Raw genomic sequence first — 18,364 nt, forward strand, 5'->3', positions numbered from 1 at the left:
GACCAGCGGTCCGGGCGGACGGAGGGGGCGGCGGCTGATCAACGACGGATCGCCGGCTGATCAACGAGAGATCAACGACTCCTCACGGAGGGCCGGTCGTCCGCGCGTCATGAGTGATCAGTAGGTCAGCGCGTCGGACGCCGAGCTCTGCCAGTAGGTGACGGCGGCGTTGTCGTCCTTGTACGTGCCCGCGGGCAGGGTGAGCTTGGCGGGGGTGCCCACCGAACCGGAGCCGTTCCGCGGAGCGAAGTGCACGGTGAGCTTCCGGGCGGTGCGGCCATGGGTGTCACCGCCGGGCTCGCCGCTGAGCTGGATCCCGGCGTAGGCGGACTGCCCCGGGGCGACGGACACGACGGACTGCGGCTTGCTGTCCTCGATGATCCGGGTCGTCGACTGGTCGTCGTCGAAGCCGAGGAAGGGCGCGGAGTAGGCGTCGCAGGCGCGGGATCCGGTGTTGGTGATCGTCAGGAGCAAGTGGTTGATGGGGCGCTTGACCTTGCTTACCACGGCCTTGACGTTCGCTCCGGTACAGGGGCCCGACGAGCCGTTCCCGGCGCCCTGGTTCGCCCCGGTGCCGTTGGTCTTTCCGGCACCGCCGGTCTTTCCGGCGCCCTTGTCCTGACCGCTGGAGGCGCCCTGCCCGGAGCCGGAGCCTTCGCCGTCGGCGTTGCCGGTGCCGTCTGCCTTGCCGGTTCCGCCGGCCTCGCCGCCCGGCGTGCTCGGGGCGCCGGATTCCGGGCGAGCCCCGGACTGGCCGCCGGACGCCGCCTCGCTGTCGCTCTGGCAGGCGGTCAGGGACACACCCGCGAGCACGACGGCGGTGGCGACGGCGGCGGTACGGGATCGGAGGGTACGCATGGTGATTCGACTTCTCCTAGCGAGGGTTTCAACGGCGACTGATCAGTGAGATCACCACCGCGGCGCAGATGATCAGCACGGCGAGGGCGACAACATCGCTGACACACCAGCGGGTTCGCATGGCGGCTCCCGTCTCGGTGGTGCTGCTCACAGCCTGCGCGGCGGGCGCCCCGGTGCCAACCGACCCGGGGCAAGAAGAGAAGCCGGAACGCTGGGACAGGCGCTGACCTGGGGAAACGACCACTGCCTGGAATGCTTTCCTGGGACGGCGGAACGAACAGGGGAGCAGGGACGGGGACGGGGCACTGCCGTCGGACCTCGCGGCGCACGGCTGGGCCGGGGAGCAACCGCGCCTGAGAAAACCGGTGGAGGGGCCGTCGTGGGCCCCGCGAGAAGGCCGCCGAAAAATTTTTTAACCCGCCACCAATCCACGGGCGTTGCGGCTCCGAATGACGCGTGACACCTCGCCGAGGTGTTGCTGTCGAACCCGGACGACGTGCGGTCCCCCCTCCCTCGCGGAGGCCGCCGGAAAAGGAACGATCGTGATAGCCAAGCGCACCCGCCACCTCGCCGTAGTCGTCGCTCTGCCCGCCGCCCTGGCCCTCACCGCAGGCGCCTCGTCCCAGGCCGTCGCCCAGGGCACCGGAGCGTTCCAGATCAACCTGGCGCAGCTGAACAACTCCGGTTCCAAGGGCACGGCGATGCTCAGCCTCCAGGGCAGGCAGCTGACCGTGAAGATCGAGTCCGAGGGGCTCGTGCCCGGTCAGCCCTCCGCCCAGCACCTCCACGGCTCCACCGACGGCCATGACTTCCACTGCCCGGACGCGAGCGACGACACGAACGGCGACGGCGTCCTCAACAACACCGAAGCCACGGTCGATTACGGCGATATCAACATCTCGCTCGCCACCAAGGGGCCCACGGACATGAAGAGCGGTCTCGCCGTCGACCGGATGCCCGTGGCGAACGCGCAGGGAAAGCTCTCCTACGAGCGCACCATCCCGGTCTCCCAGGACGTGGTCGACCACATCAAGGACCTGCACATCGTGCAGCACGGCATCGACCGCAACGACAACAAGAAGTACGACTTCGAGGGGGCGGGCAAGAGCGAACTCGACCCCAAGCTCCCCCAGGAGGCGACCGCCCCGACCAACTGCGGTGAGGTCCTGGGCGCCGCGGTGGGTTCCATTCCGGTCGGCGGCGTCGAGACCGGCACCGGGCCCGTCGAGGAGAACGGGGTTCCGGCCGCGGTGCTGGGCGCCGGCGGAGCCGCCCTCGTGGCGACGGCCGGTGCGCTGGCCCTCGCGCGGCGCCGGAAGACCGTCCTCGCCGCCGGGCGGGCCGGGGACAACGGGGCCGCCGCGTGAGCCGCCGGAGCGAGGACACCATGAGCACCGTACGCCGCCGGGGCCACCGCGCCACCGCCTACGCCGTCGCCGCGGCCCTGTCGGCCGTGCTTCTCGCCGGGTGCGGAGGGCAGGACGCGTCGCCGGCCCAGTCGCTCCCCGCGGGGCAGCAGCCCGGTGACGGCGGCGGGCAGTCGTCCGACGACACGGCCCGGGGCGGCGGCTCCGGGAGCAAGGCGGCCGCCAGCATGCCGAAGTCGGCTCCGCAGCGGCTCTCCATCCCGTCGCTCCAGGTCTCCTCCACCCTGGAGACGCTGGGACAGCAGAAGAACGGTGCCATGGAGACGCCCCGGGACCCCGACAAGGCGGGCTGGTACCAGCCGGGGCCCACGCCCGGCTCCCAGGGACCGGCGGTGATCGCCGGCCATGTCTCCTGGAACGGCAAGCCGTCGGTGTTCCACAAGCTGTCGTCGATGAAGCGCGGGGACACCATCGAGGTCTCCCGGCAGGACGGGAAGACGGCGAAGTTCACCGTCGACCGCATCGCCCAGTACCCGAAGAACAAGTTCCCCACGCTGGAGGTGTACAAGAACCTCGATCACGCCGGGCTCCGCCTGATCACCTGCGGTGGTGACTACGACCAGGGCCAGCACTACTACCCCGACAACGTGGTGGTGTTCGCCAGCCTCACGGGCAGCGCGTAGACCGGACCCGCGCCGCACCGGCCGGCGGTCCGGCGCCCCGCACGGGTGACCGGGCCGCTCGCCGGTGCCCCGGCCCGGAGCCGGGGCGCCGGACCGTCCGCCCGGGGCAACCGCCATACTGCCTGCGATCTTTCCTCGCCCCCGAAGGGAACCTCGCGACGTGTCCTCCACCGCCCCTCTCCCCGTCACACGCACCCGTGTCGTCATCGTCGGCGCCGGTCCCGCCGGGCTCACCGTGGCGAATCTGCTGCGCACCGCCGGAGTTGACTGTGTGGTACTGGAGGCGGAGAGCCGGGAGTTCATCGAGCAGCGGCCGCGTGCCGGGTTCATGGAGGAGTGGGTGGTGCGCGCGCTGGCCCGGCACGGGCTGGCCGACCGGTTGCTCGAACGGGCCGCGACTCAGGGCGAGTTCGAGTTCCGGTTCGACGGGGAGCGGCACACGATGCGGACCGGGGAGCTGTCGGGCCGCCGGCACTTCGTCTATCCGCAGCCGCTCCTGGTCACCGACCTCGTGGCGTCGTACGTGGACCGGGCGGGCGGTGAGGTCCGCTTCGGGGTACGTGAGGTGGCGCTGCACGACATCGACAGCGACCGGCCGGCGGTGTCGTACACCGACCCGGTGACCGGTGCCCGGCACCGGATCGAGTGCGACTTCATCGCCGGCTGCGACGGCGCCCGCGGGGTGTCCCGGGCGGCCGTCCCCGACGGCCGGGCCGTCCTCACCCGCCATGACCACGGCGTCGCCTGGCTCGCCCTCCTCGCCGAGGCACCGCCGTCCGCGGACGGCGTGATCTTCGGCATCCACGAGCGCGGGTTCGGCGCCCATATGGCCCGCAGCTCCCAGGTCACCCGCTATTACCTCCAGGTCGCGCCGGGTGAGGACGCCGGGAACTGGTCGCATGACCGGGTGTGGGACGAGCTGCGTGTCCGGCTCGCCGCCGACGGCGCCCCGCCGGTCGCCGAAGGACCGCTGATCGAGAAGGTGGTCCTGGACATGCACAACTATGTGGTGGAGCCGATGGTGTTCGGCCGCCTCCACCTGGCGGGTGACGCGGCGCATCTGGTCGCGCCGATCGCCGCGAAGGGCATGAACCTCGCGATCAACGACGCGCTGCTGCTCGGCGACGCCCTGATCGCGCACTACGAGGGCGACGACAGCGGTCTTGCCGGCTATTCGGAGGCGTGTCTGCGGCGGGTCTGGCAGTACCTGGAGTTCTCCGAGTGGTTGTCCTACGTGTTGCACGGTGCCTCGTCCGGTGACCGCTTCCTGGCGGGCACGGCGCGGGCGCGGCTGCGGCGGCTGCTGGGGTCAAAGTCCGCGGCGCGGGCCTTCGCCGCGCTGTACATGGGCGAGGAAGCCGATCTGTGACGCCCCGGCGGACCGGGCGGGCGGTGCCTCCGTGGGGTGACTCACAAACCGGGGTGGGGTGCGATCCCGCGGACCTGGGTACGCGGCCTCGTGATCGCCGGGCGAGATACCGTTGAGAAGTGGTAGAAATTCGGCGAAAAGCATCGCTGAGTTATTGAGGAGGGAGACGTATGTCATCCAAGCGCCGTCGTAAGAAGAAGGCCCGTCGCAAGAACGGTGCCAACCACGGCAAGCGGCCCCAGTCCTGAACGAAGGCTGTGACCGGACCTCGCCGATGGGGTTCTGGTGGGCTCCGCGTCTCCGCGCTTCAGCGGACGCGGAGCCCACAGTGCTGTGCGGCCCCGGCTCATGCCTTCGTCAGGGCCTCGGCTATCCGCAGGGAGACCTGCGCCTGGGTGGCGTCGCGCCGGGTCGGGTTGAACGAGAAGACCGCGCGGCGCTGTTGGTCCCGGGTGGCGAACATGGCCGAGCTGTAGCCGTACTGTTCGCCGGTCTTGCCCCACAGGGTGATGCCGTTCACCGTGACGGTCTGGAGGCCCGCCGCATAGCGCGCCGGGGTGCCGTCCACCATGCGCACCTCGTCCGGCGGCAGCGTGAACATCCGCTCCAGCTCATGGGGCGGCAGGAGTTCGCCCGAGAACAGGGCGGTGAGGAAGCGGTCCAGATCGCCGGTACGGGAGATCATCTCGCCCTCTCCCCAGGCGGCCGACTGGTCGAACCGGGTGATGTCCAGCAGGGAGCCGTCCGTCATCCTCATATAGCCGTGCACATGCGGCCAGTGAATCCGTGGGTCGTTGCCGGGCACGGCCGTGTGCCGCAGATCCAGCGGGCGCAGGATGCGGTGCGTGATCGCTTCGCCGTAGCGGCAGCCCGTCAGCCGCTCGATCAGCAGGGCCAGCAGGACGTAATTGATGCCCCGGTACTCCTGCTTGGTGCCGGGGGTGAACTTCATGGTGCCGTGCGACACCTGTGCCACGAGCTGCTCGGGCGTCCACCGGTCGTAGCGGTGCCGGGCGATGTCCTCCGGGGAGGCCGGGTCGTAGGGCGGGTCCTGCTCGTCGGGGAGTCCGCTGGTGTGGTTCAGCAGCTGTGACACCGTGATCGGCGGGAACCTCGACGGCAGCACGCCGGGCAGCAGACGCTGGATCGACTGCTCCGGCGACAGCCGGCGCTCGGCGGCGAGCTGGAGCACCACCGTCGCCACGAACGCCTTGGTGATGCTGCCGATCCGGAAGGTGTCCCGCTCATGAACCTCGCGGCCGGTGGCCCGGTCGGCGACACCCTCGGTGCCGCACCACCGCCCGGCCGAACCACTCACCCGCAGCTGGGCCGCGGTCAGCTGCGGATGCTCCAGATCGGCGAGGGCCGCCCGCAGCGCGGGCACGTTCAGCGGAGGGACGGGGACGCGGACGGGGTCGGCGGCGCCGGCGGACGGGTTCCGAGCGGCCGGGCCGCCGCCCGACGACGGGGACGGGGCCGGACGGGACGCGGCACCGGCCGGGCCCGCCGTCGCGGCGACCACCGCGCCGGACAGTGCGGCCCCCACAACGGCCCTGCGGGACAAGGGAGAAAGGCTCATGTCGAACAGCTTCGCGGCTGCGCACCGCGCCGTCGTCAGGGGTCTCCCTGACCCACCCCTGACCCACCCCGGAGGCGGTCCCCGAGCCCACCGGACTCCGGCCGGTCACCGCGCCGCTCCCCGCCGCGGCGCCGCACCGCCCGTCCCGCCGCACCGCTGCCGCGCCCGAGTAGAGGGAGCCCAGGCGGCGGTCTAGCGTGGAAGGGAGTTTCGCCTCCCAAGAGGGGCTGTTGCCATGTCTCACGGCCCGACGGACACCGCCGACACCGGCCGGCTGTCGCATCTCCTCGACAGCCCCGTCATCGGAATGTCGCCATGGATCGCGATGTCGGTCCTGGTCGGTCCGGGCCGCTTCGAGCTGGCGGTCGCCATAGCCTTGGCCCTTGCCGTGGTGATCGTCATCGCCGGCCGTATACGCCGTCCCGGGTCCTCCTTCAAAATTCTGGAGATTTCCGATGTGGTGTTCTTCGTGGTGCTGGCGATCATCGGCATTTTCGCCTCCCCGGGCACCCACCGCTGGCTGGAGAACTATTCGGGCGAGGTCGCGAACATCGCCCTGATGACGATCGCCCTCGGCTCCATGGCGTGCCGGGTGCCGTTCACCCTCCAGTACGCCCGGGAAGAGGTGCCCCGCGAGTTCTGGAGCGAGCCCAGATTTCTGCGGACCAATTACTACATCACCGGTGCCTGGGGCGCCGCATTCGCCGTGGCGGCGATAGCGGGGGCCTATGGCGACCTCGTGCTGCACAATTCGAATAACCTGTGGACGGGCTGGATCATCCAAATCGGGGCCATCATCGCGGCCTTGCAGTTCACCCAGTGGTACCCGGACGTCGCACGGGCGCGTGCACTGCGCGAACGCAACCTGCCCGGCCCGGCCGAACCCCCGCTGAGCAGCCTGCTCGTCCCGCTGGCGGGGTATCTGACCCCGGTGGGCATCGTGGTCCTCGCCTTCGGCGCCGGGCCGGTGTGGCTGGGCGTGGGGCTGATCGTGCTGGGCGTAGTGCTCGTCAAATCCCTGAGCAGCGGCAAAGAGGCGGAGCCCGAGGTATCGCGGTGAGGGTTTGACGGCACCGGGTGCCATGTGATCTAGAATCGATGAATGATCTTCATCGTCGTCAAGTTTCCCGTGAAGTCCGAGTACGCCGAGGAGTGGCCGCAGCACGTCGCCGCCTTCACCGAGGCCACCCGCGCCGAACCCGGCAACCTCTGGTTCGAATGGTCCCGCAGCATCGAGGACCCGAACACCTATGTCCTGGTCGAGGCATTCAAGGACGATGCCGCCGAAGCGCATGTCAATTCCGACCACTTCCGCGCCGCGATCGAGCAGATGCGCCCGCTGCTGCGCCGCACCCCCGACATCGTGAGCACCACCATCGAGGGCGCGGACGGCTGGAGCGCCATGGGTGAGATCACCATCGACTGAAGGACCGGCGACCGGCTGAACGGCGACCGGCTGAACGGCCACTGACTGGAAGACATCCGGCTGAACGGCCCTCGGCTGGAAGGCAGTCGGCGGGACCACCAAGGGGGGAGCGCCTCCGCCGAGCAGCCCGCTACGCCTCCTGCATCAAGTGACGGAGGAACCAGTCCCGGGCGAGGTCGGCGACCTGCTGGAGGGCGCCGTGCTCCTCGAAGAGATGGGTGGCACCGGGAATGATTTCGAGACGGGTCTCGCAGCGCAGCGCCGCCTCGGCCTCCCGGTTGAGGTCGATGACCACATTGTCGTTGCCGCCCACGATGAGCAGCGTCGGCGCCCGTACCGCGACGAGCAGCGGTTCGGCGAGATCGGGGCGGCCACCGCGGGACACCACGGCACCGACGTCCGCACCGGGCGTGGCGGCGGACCACAGCGCCGCCGCGGCGCCGGTGCTCGCGCCGAAGTAGCCGATCGGCAGGGCGGTGCGGTCGCGCAGCCAGCGGGTGGCGGCGGTCAGCCGGTCGGCGAGGGTGCCGATGTCGAAGACGTTCGACCGGTGGGCCTCCTCCGCCGGGGTGAGCAGGTCGAAGAGCAGGGTGCCCAGGCCCGCCTCGTTCAGGGCCGCGGCGACCAGCCGGTTGCGCGGGCTGTGCCGGCTGCTGCCCGAGCCGTGCGCGAACATCACCACCGCGCGGGCGCCGGCCGGCAGGTGGAGATCCCCGGTCAGCCGGACCCCGGCGGCGTCGATCGCCACCTCCTCCTCGACGTCCTTGTCCGCGACGTCCTTGTCCGCCGCGGTCCCCGCGTCCGGCGCGGACCGCTCCGGCCCGGGGTCGGCCGCGGCCTGCGCCAGCAGCGCCACGACCTCGTCGTCGGGGGTCTGAGAGAAGTCCTGGTACCACTCGCCGACGGCGGAGAAGGCGAACGGGGTGGAGAGACAGACGAATTCATCGGTCGCGGTGCGCAGCCGCTCGGCCGCGTCCGGAGGCGCCACGGGGACGGCGAGCACCACACGGGACGCGCCCTGTGCGCGGACCACCTGGCACGCGGCCGCCGCGGTGGCGCCGGTGGCGATCCCGTCGTCCACCACGATCGCGGTCCGGCCCTTGAGGGAGAGCCGCGGCCGTCCGGCACGGAAACGCTCCGCCTGACGGGCGAGTTCCGCCGCCTCGGCATGCTCCACGGACGCCAGATCCGCCTGTCCGAGCCGGCCCCGGCGGACGATGTCGTCGCTGATCACCCGCACGCCGCCCTCGCCGATGGCACCGAACCCCAGCTCGCGTTGGTAGGGGACGCCCAGTTTGCGGACCACGATCACATCGAGCGGCGCCTTGAGCGCCCGCGCCACTTGGAAGGCCACCGGGACCCCGCCACGGGGCAGGCCCAGCACGACGGGCTCTTCCCCCTCCAGGTGCTGTAGCGCTTCGGCGAGGCGTTGCCCCGCGTCCGCGCGGTCAGTGAACAGCACAGTGGCACCCCCTAGCCAGGGGAGACGGAAGCCGCGTTCACACCTCACTTCGAAATAACCCCATTCACCGCTCCTTCGCAAGTCGGACGGTGGACTGGCCCTGCCCTCCGCCCGGCCCCGGCGGACCGTGGTTACCGTCGGCATATGGAAGGAATCGGAGCGGTTCTGATCGATATCGACGGTGTGCTCACCGTGTCCTGGAAGGCGCTGCCCGGCGCCGTCGCGGCCATGGAGCGGCTGCGCGCGGCCGGGCTGCCGCTGCTGCTGGTCACCAACACCACCTCACGGACCCGCGCCGTGGTGGCCGGACGGCTGGCCCGGGAGGGCTTCCCCGTAGGCGTCGACGACATTCTGACCGCACCCGCCGCCACCGCCGCCTACCTGCGCACCCACCATCCGGACGCGCGCTGTCTGCTGATCAACAGCGGCGAGGTCGGGGCCGATCTGGAGGGTGTGGAGATCGTTGAGGAGGGGGCCGGCGGAGCGGGCCGGGCGGCGCCGGACGTGGTGGTGTTCGGCGGTGCGGGCGCGGAATTCGGCTATGCGGCCCTCAACACCGCGTTTCGTCATCTCCAGGGCGGCGCCCGGCTGGTCGCCATGCACCGCAATCTGTACTGGCGTACCGCGGACGGGCTCGAACTCGACACCGGGGCCTTTCTGCCGGGCCTGGAACGGGCCGCCGGGGTCGAGGCGGTGGTCACCGGCAAACCGGCCGAAGCGTTCTTCGCCACCGCCCTGGCGCAGCTCGGCGCCGCGGCGTCGGAAACGCTGATGGTGGGTGACGACATCGAGTCCGATGTGCTGGCGGCCCAGCGCTGCGGGCTCACCGGGGTGCTCGTCAAGACCGGCAAATATCTGCCGGAGACCCATCACGCGGCCTCCGGCACCCCGGACCGGGTGCTCGACTCCTTCGCCGAGCTGCCTGCCCTGCTCGGTCTGCCGGAGCGGCCCGCCCCGTGAGCCGGGGTGCGGGACCGCACCCCCACCGCACCCCAGGGCTCACCCCGCGACGGCCGCCGCCCCGGCGCGCCGGTAGTGGAGCGGGACGACGCCGGGCCGGTGATCGCCGGATCGGCATCGGCCGTGGGCCAGAATCCGGCCATCAGCTCATGGGTGACCCGCCCGCACGGTGTGCCGGGACGAGGACGCGGGTCAGGACTGGTCGGTGAGCAGTGCCGCGATCTCCGTCGCCGTCCAGTGGCCGTCGGCCCCCGGGCAGCCGGCTAGATAGGCGGCGACCCGGCGGGCGCTCCATCCGTGGGCGGCGACGATGCCGGCCGCGATATGCCGCAGATAGGCCGCCGACGGTGCGTTCATGGTGATGTCCTGGCTGCTCCACGGTGCGGTGAAGGTCAGCACCGGGTACCCGTCCAGCGCTCCGGCGCACACCAGCGTCTCGTACCGTCCGGGGCCGGTCCGGGCCCGCCCGTGGGTGAGGGCCGCCGTGAGATCGAGGTCCTCGCCGGGCTCCCGGTACATCTCCTGAGCGGCGATGTCGGAGAACTGGGAGAGCGTCAGCAGATAGGCCCGGGACGGCAGTTCGGCGCTTTCCGGCCGACCGCCCGGGGCCGTGGTGGCATCGGGGTCGTAGAAGGCCCTGCCGCCGGTCCACACCTCCGAAGTGGTGGCGAAGTAGAGCAGGCCCGGCAGCATGACCGGTGCGGTGCGCGCGGGGCCGCGGGGGTCCCGGCAGCCCGGGTAGCTGCGCAGCCCACCGGGCGGCCGGCCGCCGGCCAGGTAGGCGGTCAGCCGGTCGAGATGCATGTTGGAGCCGTACGCGGCGTACCACAGGCGGCGGACGGGGGTGCGGCGCCGGACGGCTTCGGGGGAGTCGTCCAGGGCTTCGAGGCGTCGGGGCCTGGTCACGCTCCCACGCTACGCGGACCGGCCCGCGGCGAGGCGAGGACGTGCGGCCGGGGCGAGGACGTGCAGCCGAGCGGCCGCGGGGAACCTGGCTTGATCGTTACCACCCCGGGTTTTGCCGCGGAGGTGCTGGAGATGCGCACTGCACGGACCGGAACGGACTGGTCCGCAGGGCAACCGGTGGCCGGTCAACGACCGGATGCCGGGGGACGGAGGCAACATGGCGGACAAGGTGTCAGGACGCACCGACACGGAGATACGCGGGGGCAGGACGGCGGGGCGCGACCCCGTACCCGCGCCGGACGCGAGCCGGCGCCGGATGCTCGCGGTCACGACAGCGGCCGGGCTCGGGCTGCTCACGGCCTGCGGGGGCACGTCCTCACGGGCCGATTCCGCGTCCAGGGCGTCACCGCCGGGGCAGCCGGGATCCTCCCCGTCGGCCGGAAGCGGTTCCCCGGGCCCGTCCGGCTCCGCGTCCCCGGGCCGCCCGAAGAAGCGACGCCGCCCGGAACTCCCGCGTGGCGGACGGGAATTGTTCCCGCGCTACCGGATGGTCGGGTTCTGTGGCCTGCCCGGCGCGGCGGCGCTCGGCCGGCTCGGGACCGGTGACCCCGGGCGGCGGGCCGCCGAGGCGGAGAAGGTGGCGCACTCCTTCGCCGCGGGGCGGGAGCCCCTGCCGGTCCTCGAACTCCTGGCGACGGTCGCCAACTCCACGGCCGGCCCGGACGGTAAGTACCGTTCACGCACGCCTGCCGCCACCGTCCGCCGTTTCCACCGGGTGGCGCGCGAGCGCCGCGGGCTGCTGCTGTTGAACATCCAGCCGGGCCGGGCCGCGGTGCTCGACGAGGTCAAGGCGCTGCGCGACTGGCTCGTCCACCCGGACGTGGGGATCGCCCTGGACCCGGAGTGGGAGATGGGCTCCGGCGAGGTGCCGGGCGACACCTACGGGCACACCGACGGCCATGAGCTGACGAAGGTCGCCCGCTATCTGTCCGGCCTGGTCGAGGAGCACGATCTGCCGCAGAAGCCGCTGGTCTTCCACCAGGTCGCCACGTCCGTCGTCGGCGACCAGTCGGCGCTGCGCCCCCAGCCCGGTGTGGCGCTGATCAAGAGCGCCGACGGGATCGGCTCGCCCGGCCTGAAGCGCGGGACCTGGCACAAGCTGGTCCGGGAGCTGCCCGACGGCCTGCACACCGGTTTCAAGCTCTTCTACGAGGAGGACGCCGAGGGCAGCCGCCTCATGACGCCCAAGGAGGTGCTGGCCCTCCGGCCGCAGCCGGAGTACGTGATGTACGAGTGAGCCGCCCGGAACGCTTCGGTCCGGACGGCTCGGGAGCCGGGTCGCGGGAGCGGCTCTTCGCGGCGGTCACCGTGCCGCCGCGGCGGGCCGTGTCCCGTCGTCAGTACGCGTGCCGGTCGGCCCGGTTGGTCCATGCCGCATACGCATGGGCGCCCAGTTCGGGGTGGATCTGCTCGATCTTGATCCGCCGCTCGCTGAGGGGCCGCTTGAAGTCCTCGTACTGGAACGAGTCGTCGAAGCCGATCCGTGCGGTGTCCTCCAGGTCGCAGCTGTAGTACACGGCGTCCATCCGTGACCAGTAGATGGCGCTCATACACATCGGGCAGGGGGCGCCGCTGATGTAGATCGAGCAGCCCTGGAGCATCCGGGCGCGCTCCGGCAGCGGGTCCGGTGAACCCTCGGGCCGGGCGACGTACTCCAGCGTGCTCTCGTTCTGGTGCTCCACGGCGATTGACGGAGCCTCAGGGTTGAGGACCTGGATGGCTTTGCTGATCGTCTGCATCTCGGCGTGAGCGGTGGGGTCGCCGGTCAGCAGAACGCGGTTCTGCCCGCGGGCGAGGATCTCGCCGTCGCGCGTGATCACCGCGCCGAACGGGCCGCCCCAGCCGTTCTCCACGGATTCCGTGGCCAGCCGTACGGCCTCTGCGAGGAGTTCTTTGTCTTCCATCACGGACTCTCCGATCGGCATCGATTCCTCAGCGTCCTCTGCGGAACGGACTGCATTAATGCCCAATTTGCCCGGTAATTCCCCTGTGTACTAGGCTACTCGATGTGAGTTCCCGTGCAAGCCGTGACTCCACGGCGCTCAACGCCACCGTTGTGACCTCGCAGAAGGTGCGCGAGGGCCGGGCCGACGAGTATCAGCGCTGGCAGGACCGGGTGAATCGGGCGGCCGGCGAATTCAAGGGTTTTGTGGGCGCCGAGGTATATCCGCCGGCCGCCGGTGAAACCAATGAATGGGTAGCCGTATTCCGCTTTTCCGCCATGGACCATTTGACCGCCTGGCTGGATTCGGACCGACGGCAGGAGTTGCTGGACGAAGCACGCGGACTCTTCGAAAGCCCCCCGACGCAGGAGGTGCTCCAGGGCGGCACCCCCGCGCAGCCGGCTCCGGAGGCGGTCACCGCCGTGATCTCCCACGAGGTGAAGCCGGGCTGCGAAGAGGGCTTTGTGAACTGGCAGCAGAAGACGCTCAAAGAGCAGGAGAAGGCGCCGGGTTTCATGGGGTCCGAGCTCTTCGAGCCGGTGGCGGGCGTGCAGGACAACTGGGTTGTCGTCTTCCGGTTCGAGTCGCGTGCCTACCTCGACGACTGGCTCTCCTCCGACGTACGCAGCAAGCTGCTGGAGGAGGGGAGCAAATACTTCACCTCCTACGACGTACGCAAGGTGGGTTCGTCGTTCAGCGGCTGGTTCACGTTCGACCACGGCGAGGACCAGAGCGCACCGCCCAACTGGAAACAGGCCATGTCCGTTCTGCTGGCGCTCTATCCGACGGTGATGGTGCTCAACCTGACCGTGGGATACGGACTGGAGAAGCTGGGAATCCGGGAGTACATCGGGCTGTTCCTCTCCAATGTGCTGAGCGTCAGCGCACTGACCTGGCTGTTGATGCCGACCGTGAACCGGGCCCTCGCCTTCTGGCTGGTGCCCGCCCGGGCCCGCACCCGCCGGGTGCAGGTGACCGGTGTCGCGGTGATGCTGCTCTGCTACGTGGTGTGCATCGGCGTCTTCGGCCTGATCACCGGCCAGATTTGGTGAGGAGGCGGCGATGCGCCCACGGGCACCGGCAGTTGGGGCGGACATCGAGGGCACGCTGATCCGGCGGGCCGACCGCGGCTACGAGGACGCCCGGGCCGGCGCGGTGTGGAACGAGGTCACGCCCCCGCGGTACCCCGAACTCATCGTGCGCGCCGCCACGGAAGCGGACGTGGTGCACGCCGTCACCTGGGCCCGCGCCCGGGGCCTGCGGGTCGCGATCCGGTCCGGCGGACACAACTGGTCCGGCTCACCCCTCCGCGACGGGGGCCTGCTGCTCGACCTCGCCGGGCTCCGGCAGTGCGGCATCACGCCCGCCCGGGGCGCTGATCCGGCCACCGCCACCGTGGGCCCCGCCACCACCGGCCAGGACCTGGTCGCCGCCCTCACCCCGCACGACCTGGCCTTCCCGGTCGGGCACTGCCCCACGGTGGCGGTCGGCGGATTCCTGCTCAGCGGCGGCCTCGGCTGGAACTCCCGCGCCTGGGGGGCGTCCTGCGCCGATGTGCGGGAGATCCGGGCCGTCACCGCCGACGGGCGGACGGTCACCTGTAGCGACACCGAGCACCCCGACCTCTTCTGGGCCGCCCGGGGCGCCGGACCGGGCTTCTGCGCGGCCGTCACGAGCTTCCGCCTCGCCCTGCACCCGCACCCGGCCTCGATGCTGACGACCAGCCTCACCTTCCCGCTGGCCGATGTCGGCCCGGTGACGGAGTGGGCGGAGCCGCTCGCGCGCCGCCTCCCGCCGTACGTCGAGACCGCCTTCGTCCTCGCGGCCTCCGGTCCACCGACCACCAGTGCTCCCCGGGGACCCCGGATCACGGTCGCCGCCACCGCGTTCGCCGCCACGGAGCATGCGGCCCGGCAGGCGCTGGAGCCGTACGCCGACTGTCCCTTCGGCGAATGCGCCGTCACCCGGCAACTGCCCACGCCGGTGTCCTTCGCCGCGCTGCACGAGGGCGCGGCAGCCGTCTGGCCGCCCGCCCACCGGTATGCGGCGGACACCCTGTGGTCGCCGGAGAGCCACGCCACCCAGCTGACCCGGATCACCGACGCGGTCGCCCACGCCCCCTCCGGGAAGTCCCTGGTGCTCTCGCCCGTACAGCCGGTCGCCCAGGACCCCGCGCTGCTGCGGAACATGGCCTTCGCCCCGCTCGGCGCGTCCTATCTCGTCTGCTACGCGGTCTGGGACGACCCGGCCGGCGACCGGGACAACGCCCGCTGGCTGCGGGACGCCATGGCCGCCGCGGACCCGCGGGGCGAGGGCTCCCACTACATCGCCGAGACGGACCTGGAGGCCGACCCGGCACGGGCCCGGCGCTCCTACACCCCCGCCACCTGGGACCGTCTCCAGGAGGTCAAGGCGCAGTGGGACCCGGAAAACCTCTTCCACTCCTACCTCGCCCCCTGACGGCACCAGGGGCAGCGCGCGGATTCGCCGCCAGGGGAAGCGGGGACGGCGCCGCGGGGGCACCATGGCCCTATGCTGCTGGCGCATCTCGCACAGGTATCGGGGGAGGTCGCCGCGACGCCGGCGCGTTCGCAGAAGATCGCGCTGCTGGCCGGGCTGTTCCGGGCCGCGGCGCCGGAGGACGTCCCGGTGGTCATCCCGTACCTCGCCGGCCGGCTGCCGCAGGGGCGGATCGGGATCGGCTGGAGCGTGCTGCGCGAACCGGTGCCGGCCGCGGACCGCGCCACGCTGACCGTACGCGACGTGGACACCGCGCTGACCACCCTGGCGCGGGTCTCCGGGGCCGGGGCACAGGGCGAGCGGCGGGCACTCGTCCGGGAGCTGCTGGCCGCGGCGACCGCGGCGGAGCAGCGGTTCCTGACCGGTCTGCTCACCGGCGAGGTACGGCAGGGCGCGCTGGACGCCATCGCGGCCGAAGGGCTCGCCGCCGCGACCGACGTGCCCGCGGCGGACGTACGGCGCGCCGTGATGCTGGCGGGCTCGCTGCCGGACGTGGCGCGGGCGCTGCTCGCCGAGGGGCCGGCGGCGCTCGCGGACTTCCGGCTCACCGTCGGCCGGCCCGTCGGGCCGATGCTGGCGCACAGCGCCAAGTCGGTGGCCGAGGCGGTCGACCGGCTCGGGGCCTGCGCCGTGGAGGAGAAGCTCGACGGCATCCGCGTCCAGGTGCACCGCGACGGGCCGGACGTACGGATCCACACCCGCACCCTGGACGAGGTCACCGACCGGCTCCCCGAGGTCACCGCCGTCGCCCGGGAGCTGCCGGCCGGCCGGTTCATCCTCGACGGCGAAGTGATCGCCCTGGACGGCGCGGGCCGGCCGGTGCCGTTCCAGCGGGTCGCCGGACGGTTCGGCTCGCGGGTGGACGTCTCCGCCGCGCAGGCCGCGCTGCCGCTGTCCCCGGTCTTCTTCGACGTGCTCTCGGTCGATGGCCGGGACCTGCTGGAACTCCCCGGCGAGCAGCGGCATGCGGAGCTGGTCCGGCTGGTTCCCGAGCCGCTGCGGGTGCGCCGCGAGGTGGTCGGCGACCCCGCCGACGCCGCCGCCCGCGCCGCCGCGGAGGAGTTCTGGGCCGAGACCCTGCGCCGGGGCCATGAGGGCGTCGTGGTCAAGGCGCTGGACGCCCCCTACAGCGCGGGCCGCCGCGGCGCCGCCTGGCTGAAGGTCAAGCCCGTGCACACCCTGGACCTGGTGGTGCTGGCCGCGGAGTGGGGCCACGGCCGGCGCATCGGGAAGCTGTCCAACCTCCACCTCGGGGCCCGGGACCCGGAGGGCGGTTTCGTCATGCTGGGCAAGACCTTCAAGGGGCTCACCGACGCCACCCTCGGCTGGCAGACCGAGCGGCTGCGGGAGCTCGCGGTGGCGGACGACGGCCATGTCGTGACGGTGCGTCCGGAGCTCGTCGTCGAGATCGCCTACGACGGGCTCCAGACCTCCTCGCGCTACCCGGCGGGCGTGACCCTGCGCTTCGCGCGAGTGGTGCGCTACCGGGAGGACAAGACCGCGGCCGAGGCGGACACCGTCGAGACGGTGCTCACCGCGCACGACGGCGGGGCCGGGTAGCGCCGTGGCCGGTAAGCGCAGCGCCGGACTGCTGCTGTACCGGGGCACCGCGACCGGGGTCGAGGTGCTGCTGGCGCACATGGGCGGGCCGTTGTGGGAGCGGCGGGACGCGGGGGCGTGGACCGTGCCCAAGGGCGAGTACGTACCGCCGGAGGAGGCGTGGGCCGCGGCCCGGCGGGAGTTCGAGGAGGAGCTGGGCGTGCCGCCGCCCGCCGGGCCCGCTCTCCCGCTGGGTGAGATCCGCCAGTCCGGCGGCAAGGTGGTGACGGCCTGGGCCGTCGAGAGCGATCTCGATCCGGCGCACGTGGTGCCCGGCACCTTCGAGATGGAGTGGCCGCGCGGGTCCGGGGTGACCGGCACGTTCCCCGAGATCGACCGGGTGGCCTGGTTCGGTCCGGACGAGGCGCGAGCGCGGCTGGTGGCGGGCCAGCGGGTGTTCCTGGAGCGGCTGGCGGAACGGCTCGCGAGCGGGGCCTGACCGCGGGCGCCGCGCACTCCCCGGCTTCACCACGCGCGCAGGCGAGATGCCACCACTCGCCCTGGACACCCCCGTTCCCCACCCGGCACTCTGGCGGCGGGGCCGTGCCACCAGGTCCCGAACGGGGGGCCCTGGCCACAGGGTCATGAGCATGCCGCGGGGGCCGCATGTTGCGTATTCACTTCGAAGACCGGGATGTCGCGCGGGTACAGATAGCCGCCGAACCCGATCCACTGTGGGAAACGGTGCTCGCCCTGCACCATGTCGCCCCACCGGGGCGCGGAGTGCCGGTGTACGGCGCCTGGCGGGCCCGCGCCCGCCGCGAACTGGACGCCCGGGGACTGACCCCCGCCGCCCGGCTGATCAGTGCACTGGCCCCGGCCGATGCCCGCTACTTCCCGGACTTCCTCACCCCCGACGCGGCCCGCGACGGGCTGGCCGCCGGGCTGGCGGCGCTCCGGGACACCTCCCCCCTCCGGCTGACGGCGGAATCCGCGCGGGCCGCGCTGCCGGACCGGCTCCCGCGCTGGACCGCCGCACTGGCCGCCGGGAGCCGGGAGCCGCTCGACGAACTGGCCCGCGCCTTCCGGGAGGTGCACCGCGCGGTGATCGCCCCCGACTGGACGGAGGCGGCCGCCACCGTCGACGCCGACCGCGGCACCCGGGCCCGTGCCCTCTGCCGGGGCGGAGTCGACGGCATGCTCAACAGCCTCCGCCCGGCGCTCCGCTGGGAGCCACCGGTGCTGTACGTCGACTATCCCCAGGACCGCGAGCTGCGGCTGGGCGGGCGCGGGCTGCGGCTGATCCCGTCCCACTTCTGCTGGCGCAGACCCATCGCGCTGGCCGACCCCGGCCTGCCGCCGGTGCTGGTCTACCCCGTGGAACACTCCACGGCGTGGGCGCCGGCCACCACCCGCAGCTGTCATCCGCAGGCGCTGTCCACCCTCCTCGGCCGCACCCGGGCCCGTATTCTCGCCGCGCTCGACGCACCGGCCACCACGGGTGAACTGGCCCGCCGCTTACGGGTCTCCGCCCCCTCGGCCAGCGAGCACGTGAGCGCCCTGCGGGAGGCCAACCTGGCCCGCAGCCGGCGCGACGGCGGTTCGGTCGTCCACGCCCTCACCCCGCTCGGCACGGCGCTGCTGCACGGTGAACTCGCCCCCGTACGGCTGCCGCATTGAGAGGTGCCGGGG

The 18,364-nt window shown here is 72.1% G+C and carries 18 protein-coding genes; 13 read left to right on the top strand and 5 right to left on the bottom strand.

Annotation, left to right across the window (positions count from 1 at the left end; all coding sequences use genetic code 11):
* Window positions 1-117: 117 nt before the first annotated feature.
* A complete protein-coding gene (locus ACFWJW_RS33220; RefSeq protein ID WP_387248118.1) occupies window positions 118-858 on the bottom strand; it encodes a DUF4232 domain-containing protein in 741 nt (246 codons plus the stop codon).
* A 542-nt stretch (window positions 859-1,400) separates the two neighbouring features.
* Between ACFWJW_RS33220 and ACFWJW_RS33225 the strand changes: the two genes are divergently transcribed.
* The 4 genes from ACFWJW_RS33225 (at window position 1,401) to ACFWJW_RS33240 (ending at window position 4,525) form a co-directional block, all read left to right on the top strand.
* Window positions 1,401-2,225, top strand: coding sequence for a hypothetical protein (locus ACFWJW_RS33225; protein WP_387248120.1), 825 nt, complete (start codon window positions 1,401-1,403; stop codon window positions 2,223-2,225).
* 20 nt (window positions 2,226-2,245) lie between these two features.
* The gene (locus ACFWJW_RS33230; RefSeq protein ID WP_387248122.1) at window positions 2,246-2,908 is read left to right on the top strand and encodes a class F sortase; all 663 of its coding nucleotides are present in this window, start codon (window positions 2,246-2,248) and stop codon (window positions 2,906-2,908) included.
* A gap of 160 nt (window positions 2,909-3,068) precedes the next feature.
* Window positions 3,069-4,277, top strand: a complete 1,209-nt coding sequence (locus ACFWJW_RS33235) for a 4-hydroxybenzoate 3-monooxygenase (protein ID WP_387248124.1) — start codon at window positions 3,069-3,071, stop codon at window positions 4,275-4,277.
* 170 nt (window positions 4,278-4,447) lie between these two features.
* The gene (locus tag ACFWJW_RS33240; RefSeq protein WP_370454205.1) at window positions 4,448-4,525 is read left to right on the top strand and encodes a 50S ribosomal protein bL37; all 78 of its coding nucleotides are present in this window, start codon (window positions 4,448-4,450) and stop codon (window positions 4,523-4,525) included.
* A gap of 98 nt (window positions 4,526-4,623) precedes the next feature.
* On the opposite strand, the gene ACFWJW_RS33245 is transcribed toward ACFWJW_RS33240, so the two are convergent.
* Window positions 4,624-5,856 carry a serine hydrolase domain-containing protein gene (locus ACFWJW_RS33245; protein WP_387248126.1) on the bottom strand — a complete coding sequence of 411 codons (1,233 nt, stop codon included), beginning with the start codon at window positions 5,854-5,856 and terminating at the stop codon, window positions 4,624-4,626.
* A 235-nt stretch (window positions 5,857-6,091) separates the two neighbouring features.
* Between ACFWJW_RS33245 and ACFWJW_RS33250 the strand changes: the two genes are divergently transcribed.
* Complete coding sequence (locus tag ACFWJW_RS33250; protein WP_387248128.1) at window positions 6,092-6,916, top strand: hypothetical protein; 825 nt, start codon at window positions 6,092-6,094, stop codon at window positions 6,914-6,916.
* 42 nt (window positions 6,917-6,958) lie between these two features.
* Window positions 6,959-7,282 carry a putative quinol monooxygenase gene (locus tag ACFWJW_RS33255; RefSeq protein ID WP_387248130.1) on the top strand — a complete coding sequence of 108 codons (324 nt, stop codon included), beginning with the start codon at window positions 6,959-6,961 and terminating at the stop codon, window positions 7,280-7,282.
* A 130-nt stretch (window positions 7,283-7,412) separates the two neighbouring features.
* Here ACFWJW_RS33255 and ACFWJW_RS33260 read toward each other — a convergent pair whose 3' ends face one another.
* On the bottom strand, window positions 7,413-8,744 hold the full coding sequence (locus ACFWJW_RS33260; protein ID WP_387248132.1) for a phosphoribosyltransferase family protein: 1,332 nt from the start codon (window positions 8,742-8,744) through the stop codon (window positions 7,413-7,415).
* Between the two features lie 144 nt (window positions 8,745-8,888).
* Between ACFWJW_RS33260 and ACFWJW_RS33265 the strand changes: the two genes are divergently transcribed.
* The gene (locus ACFWJW_RS33265; protein ID WP_387248134.1) at window positions 8,889-9,704 is read left to right on the top strand and encodes an HAD-IIA family hydrolase; all 816 of its coding nucleotides are present in this window, start codon (window positions 8,889-8,891) and stop codon (window positions 9,702-9,704) included.
* 192 nt (window positions 9,705-9,896) lie between these two features.
* On the opposite strand, the gene ACFWJW_RS33270 is transcribed toward ACFWJW_RS33265, so the two are convergent.
* Window positions 9,897-10,610 (bottom strand): histone deacetylase, encoded by a 714-nt coding sequence (locus ACFWJW_RS33270; protein WP_387248136.1) that lies wholly within the window; start codon window positions 10,608-10,610, stop codon window positions 9,897-9,899.
* Between the two features lie 529 nt (window positions 10,611-11,139).
* On the opposite strand from ACFWJW_RS33270, the gene ACFWJW_RS33275 reads away from it, so the two are divergent.
* Complete coding sequence (locus tag ACFWJW_RS33275) at window positions 11,140-11,907, top strand: hypothetical protein (protein ID WP_387248138.1); 768 nt, start codon at window positions 11,140-11,142, stop codon at window positions 11,905-11,907.
* A 100-nt stretch (window positions 11,908-12,007) separates the two neighbouring features.
* On the opposite strand, the gene ACFWJW_RS33280 is transcribed toward ACFWJW_RS33275, so the two are convergent.
* Entirely contained in the window at window positions 12,008-12,574 is a 567-nt protein-coding gene (locus ACFWJW_RS33280) for a nucleoside deaminase (RefSeq protein WP_387248180.1), read from the bottom strand.
* 104 nt (window positions 12,575-12,678) lie between these two features.
* Here ACFWJW_RS33280 and ACFWJW_RS33285 point away from each other — a divergent pair, with 104 nt between their 5' ends.
* The 5 genes from ACFWJW_RS33285 (at window position 12,679) to ACFWJW_RS33305 (ending at window position 18,352) form a co-directional block, all read left to right on the top strand.
* A complete protein-coding gene (locus ACFWJW_RS33285; RefSeq protein ID WP_387248140.1) occupies window positions 12,679-13,665 on the top strand; it encodes an antibiotic biosynthesis monooxygenase in 987 nt (328 codons plus the stop codon).
* 10 nt (window positions 13,666-13,675) lie between these two features.
* Window positions 13,676-15,073, top strand: coding sequence for an FAD-binding oxidoreductase (locus ACFWJW_RS33290; protein WP_387248142.1), 1,398 nt, complete (start codon window positions 13,676-13,678; stop codon window positions 15,071-15,073).
* Window positions 15,074-15,145: 72 nt separating this feature from the next.
* Complete coding sequence (locus ACFWJW_RS33295) at window positions 15,146-16,693, top strand: ATP-dependent DNA ligase (protein ID WP_387248144.1); 1,548 nt, start codon at window positions 15,146-15,148, stop codon at window positions 16,691-16,693.
* 4 nt (window positions 16,694-16,697) lie between these two features.
* Window positions 16,698-17,171, top strand: a complete 474-nt coding sequence (locus tag ACFWJW_RS33300) for an NUDIX domain-containing protein (RefSeq protein WP_387248146.1) — start codon at window positions 16,698-16,700, stop codon at window positions 17,169-17,171.
* 167 nt (window positions 17,172-17,338) lie between these two features.
* On the top strand, window positions 17,339-18,352 hold the full coding sequence (locus ACFWJW_RS33305; RefSeq protein ID WP_387248148.1) for a DUF5937 family protein: 1,014 nt from the start codon (window positions 17,339-17,341) through the stop codon (window positions 18,350-18,352).
* The last annotated feature ends 12 nt before the right edge of the window (window positions 18,353-18,364 follow it).

Origin of the sequence: Streptomyces sp. NPDC127097 (assembly GCF_042724075.1) — a bacterium.
In the GTDB taxonomy this organism is placed as follows: Bacteria; Actinomycetota; Actinomycetes; order Streptomycetales; family Streptomycetaceae; genus Streptomyces.

Coding starts and splice junctions, on each gene's coding strand:
- ACFWJW_RS33220 (WP_387248118.1), bottom strand. CDS start 858: ATGCGTACCCTCCGATCCCGTACCGCCGCCGTCGCCACCGCCGTCGTG.
- ACFWJW_RS33230 (WP_387248122.1), top strand. CDS start 2,246: ATGAGCACCGTACGCCGCCGGGGCCACCGCGCCACCGCCTACGCCGTC.
- ACFWJW_RS33240 (WP_370454205.1), top strand. CDS start 4,448: ATGTCATCCAAGCGCCGTCGTAAGAAGAAGGCCCGTCGCAAGAACGGT.
- ACFWJW_RS33245 (WP_387248126.1), bottom strand. CDS start 5,856: ATGAGCCTTTCTCCCTTGTCCCGCAGGGCCGTTGTGGGGGCCGCACTG.
- ACFWJW_RS33250 (WP_387248128.1), top strand. CDS start 6,092: ATGTCTCACGGCCCGACGGACACCGCCGACACCGGCCGGCTGTCGCAT.
- ACFWJW_RS33255 (WP_387248130.1), top strand. CDS start 6,959: ATGATCTTCATCGTCGTCAAGTTTCCCGTGAAGTCCGAGTACGCCGAG.
- ACFWJW_RS33265 (WP_387248134.1), top strand. CDS start 8,889: ATGGAAGGAATCGGAGCGGTTCTGATCGATATCGACGGTGTGCTCACC.
- ACFWJW_RS33280 (WP_387248180.1), bottom strand. CDS start 12,574: ATGGAAGACAAAGAACTCCTCGCAGAGGCCGTACGGCTGGCCACGGAA.
- ACFWJW_RS33290 (WP_387248142.1), top strand. CDS start 13,676: ATGCGCCCACGGGCACCGGCAGTTGGGGCGGACATCGAGGGCACGCTG.
- ACFWJW_RS33295 (WP_387248144.1), top strand. CDS start 15,146: ATGCTGCTGGCGCATCTCGCACAGGTATCGGGGGAGGTCGCCGCGACG.
- ACFWJW_RS33305 (WP_387248148.1), top strand. CDS start 17,339: ATGTTGCGTATTCACTTCGAAGACCGGGATGTCGCGCGGGTACAGATA.